The sequence below is a fragment of the Stutzerimonas stutzeri genome (assembly GCF_000935215.1).
Lineage (GTDB): Bacteria > Pseudomonadota > Gammaproteobacteria > Pseudomonadales > Pseudomonadaceae > Stutzerimonas.
This window is the reverse complement of sequence record NZ_JXXD01000262.1, coordinates 1-3,464: the sequence shown is the minus strand read 5'-3', so window position 1 is coordinate 3,464 and position 3,464 is coordinate 1. Positions and strand designations below refer to the sequence as shown.

The 3,464-nt window shown below is 64.3% G+C and carries 4 protein-coding genes; 1 reads left to right on the top strand and 3 read right to left on the bottom strand.

Features of this window, described 5'->3' with window-relative positions:
• The 3 genes from LO50_RS21545 to LO50_RS21535 form a co-directional block, all read right to left on the bottom strand.
• Positions 1 to 418 (bottom strand): NAD(P)-binding domain-containing protein (locus LO50_RS21545; RefSeq protein ID WP_044316317.1); only part of this gene is annotated, 418 nt, incomplete at its 3' end.
• A gap of 36 nt (positions 419 to 454) precedes the next feature.
• A complete protein-coding gene (locus LO50_RS21540) occupies positions 455 to 1,228 on the bottom strand; it encodes an enoyl-CoA hydratase (RefSeq protein WP_044316316.1) in 774 nt (257 codons plus the stop codon).
• Between the two features lie 47 nt (positions 1,229 to 1,275).
• A complete protein-coding gene (locus tag LO50_RS21535; RefSeq protein WP_044316315.1) occupies positions 1,276 to 2,787 on the bottom strand; it encodes a CoA-acylating methylmalonate-semialdehyde dehydrogenase in 1,512 nt (503 codons plus the stop codon).
• Between the two features lie 156 nt (positions 2,788 to 2,943).
• On the opposite strand from LO50_RS21535, the gene LO50_RS21530 reads away from it, so the two are divergent.
• Positions 2,944 to 3,464, top strand: a 521-nt coding sequence (locus LO50_RS21530) for a LysR family transcriptional regulator (protein ID WP_044316314.1), incomplete at its 3' end; no start/stop codon positions are given.

The window sequence follows — 3,464 nt, the reverse complement described above, 5'->3', positions numbered from 1 at the left end:
TGCCGCCGACCATAAAAGTCAGGGTGCCGGCTGCCGCCCCGCCGGTGCCGCCCGAAACCGGTGCGTCGAGCATCGGGTTGCCATGCTCGGCGGCGGCCTTGGCCACTTCGCGGGCGCTGTGCGGGTCGATGGTGGAGCAGTCGATCAGCATCACACCGGCACGGCTGCTGGCGATCAGGCCGTTCTCGCCCAGGTACACGCTCTTCACATGGGCGGCGGCCGGTAGCATGGTGATGATCAGCTCGGCGTTGCCCTGGGCGATGGAGGTCGGGGAGTCGACCGGCAGCGCGCCGGCGCCGACCAGGCTTTCGACGGCCGCGGCGTTGAGGTCGAAGACGCTGAGCTGGTGGCCTGCCTTGAGCAGGTTGTGGGCCATGGGCGCACCCATGTTGCCCAGACCGATAAATCCGATATGCATGGCGTGTTTCCTCTTCTTGTTATGGCCAGATGCGGCTTAGCGATTGGTGAACTCAGGCTTGCGCTTCTCGCTGAACGCGGCCATGCCTTCCTTCTGGTCGGCAGTGGCGAACACCGCGTGGAACACACGACGCTCGAAGCGGATGCCTTCGGCCAGCGTGGTTTCGAAGGCGCGATTGACGCTTTCCTTGATCATCATGGTGGCCGGCAGGGATTTCTCGGCGATCACCCGGGCGGCCTTGAGGGTTTCCTCCAGCAGGCTTTCGGCTGGGAACACACGGGCGACGAGGCCGGCGCGCTCGGCTTCGGCGGCGTCCATCTGGCGACCGGTCAGGCACATGTCCATCGCCTTGGCCTTGCCCACGGCGCGGGTCAGGCGCTGGGTGCCGCCAATACCCGGCAGCACGCCGAGATTGACTTCCGGCTGGCCGAAACGCGCGTTGTCGGCGGCAAAGATCATGTCGCAGAGCAATGCCAGCTCGCAGCCGCCGCCCAGGGCGTAACCGGCGACGGCGGCAATCAGCGGCTTGCGGCGCGTGGCGATGCGGTCGGCTTCGGCGAACAGGTCATCGAGATAGACCTGCGGGTAGGACAGCTCGGCCATTTCCTTGATGTCGGCACCGGCGGCGAAGGCCTTGGCCGAGCCAGTGAGCACGACGCAGCCGACCTGCGGATCGGCCTCGAGCTGGCCCAGGGCCTGGTTCAGTTCGCTGATCAGCTGGGCATTGAGCGCATTGAGCGCCTGCGGCCGGTTAAGGGTGATCAGAGCAACGCGTTCTTTGATTTCTACGAGCAGGGTTTCGAATGTCATTTCAGCATCCTTCAGGGCCGGCGCGCGCGCCGGCTAGGTGAGTGATTTCACTTCAGATTGATGGTGGTGTTGACCGGGCCGCCGACCTCGTTCTCATCGAACCAGCGTTCGGTGATGGTCTTGGTCTGGGTGTAGAACTGCACCACCTGCTTGCCGTACGGGCCGAGGTCGCCGAGCTTGGAAGCGCGCGAGCCGGTGAAGGAGAACATCGGCACCGGCACCGGGATCGGTACGTTGATGCCTACCTGACCCACGTCGATCTCTTCCTGGAAGTGCCGCGCCGCGGCACCGGAACGGGTGAAGATGGCGGTGCCGTTACCATTCGGGTTGGCGTTGATCAGTTCGATGGCTTCGTCCATGGTCGCTGCCGCCATGACGCAGAGGACCGGGCCGAAAATTTCTTCCTGATAGATGCTCATCTCGCGGGTAACGCCGGAGAAGATCGTCGGGCCGACGAAGTTGCCCTTTTCGTAGCCGCTGACGCTCGGGTTGCGGCCGTCCAGCTCCAGCTTGGCGCCTTCGCGTACGCCGCGTTCGATCAGCCCGCTGACGCGATCCAGCGCCGCGCAGGAAACCAGCGGACCGACATCGGTGCCGGCCTCGACACCGGCGTTGACCTTGAGCGTCTGCGCCTTGGCTACCAGATCGGGAATCCAGGCCTGCGCTTCACCCACCAGCACCACCACCGACAGCGCCATGCAGCGCTGGCCGGCCGCACCGAAAGCGGCACCGGCGAGGTTGTTGAGGGTCTGTTCCTTGTGCGCATCGGGCAGCACGATGGCGTGGTTCTTCGCGCCCATCATGCACTGCACGCGCTTGCCGGCCTGGCTTGCGCGGTTGTAGACATGTGTGCCGACCCTGGTCGAGCCAACGAAGGACACCGCCTTGATATCCGGGTGGTCGCAGATCGCGTTCACCACGTCCGGCCCGCCGTGCACCACGTTGAGCACGCCCGGTGGCACGCCGGCTTCCAGCGCCAGTTCGCACAGGCGCATGGTGACCATCGGGTCCTGTTCGGACGGCTTGAGGACGAAGGTATTGCCGGTGGCGATGGCCATCGGGAACATCCACAGCGGAATCATCGCCGGGAAGTTGAACGGGGTGATGCCGGCGCAGACGCCCAGCGGCTGCAGCAGGGTATAGGTATCGACGCCGGCGGCGACGTTGTTCGCCAGCTCGCCGAGCTGCAGGTTGCCAATACCGGCGGCGTGCTCGACCACTTCCAGGCCGCGGAACACGTCGCCCTCGGCATCGGCCAGGGTCTTGCCCTGTTCGGCGGTGAGGATCGCCGCCAGCTCCTTCATGTTCTCGCGGATCAGCTGCTGGTACTTGAGGAAGATGCGCGCACGCGCACCGATCGGTGTCTTGCGCCAGGTCTTGAAGGCTTTCTGGCCGCTGGCGACGGCGCGGTCGATTTCCTCGGCAGTCGCAAAAGGCACGCGCGCCAGGACTTCCTGGGTCGCCGGGTTGACGACATCGCGCCAGTCCTGGCTGGTCGATTCGATAAATTCACCGTCGATCAGCAATTTGACGGTAGGAATGGAGCTGGACGTTGTCATAAGGCTCTCCGCCTGAGAAGGCACTGTTGTTGTTATGGCTCGCGGACGGCTGCGACCAGTTGCACCGAATGTAGCAATGCAAAAAACCACATTACAATGCGATCGACTGCAGAGTCGTTCTGCATAAATGCACAGGAGCTAATGGAGGCTTCAACCATGGACTGGGACAATCTGCGCTATTTCCTCGAGGTCGCCCGAGCGGGGCGGCTGACGACCGCGGCGCGCCGGCTCGCTGTCGACCACACCACCGTGTCCCGTCGTTTGCAGGCGCTGGAAAAAAGCATGGGCCTGCAGCTGTTCCTGCGCGAGCCGGGTGGTTACAAGCTCACCGAAGCCGGGCGCAATCTGCTGCCGCGAGTGGAAGCGATGGAAAGCGCCAGCGTGGCCATCGAGCATTCGTTGCCGAGCATGGGTGATGGCCTTTCCGGGCAGGTACGTATCGGCGCGACGGAGGGTTACGGCACGGTGATGCTTGCCGGCCAACTAACTGGGCTCAGCCGACGCTATCCGCACCTGAACATCGACCTGCTGGCGCTGCCGAGGGCGGTGCGCCTGTCGCGCCACGAGGCGGATATCGTCATCACCCTGGAACGTCCGGAGCGTGGACCGTTCATCATCACCCGGCTGACCGACTACGTGCTGCGGCTGTATGCGTCGCCGGCGTATCTCGACGAACA

Bases quoted from the DNA above. Each gene is read 5' to 3' on its own strand.
- LO50_RS21540 (WP_044316316.1), bottom strand. From the start codon at position 1,228: ATGACATTCGAAACCCTGCTCGTAGAAATCAAAGAACGCGTTGCTCTG.
- LO50_RS21535 (WP_044316315.1), bottom strand. From the start codon at position 2,787: ATGACAACGTCCAGCTCCATTCCTACCGTCAAATTGCTGATCGACGGT.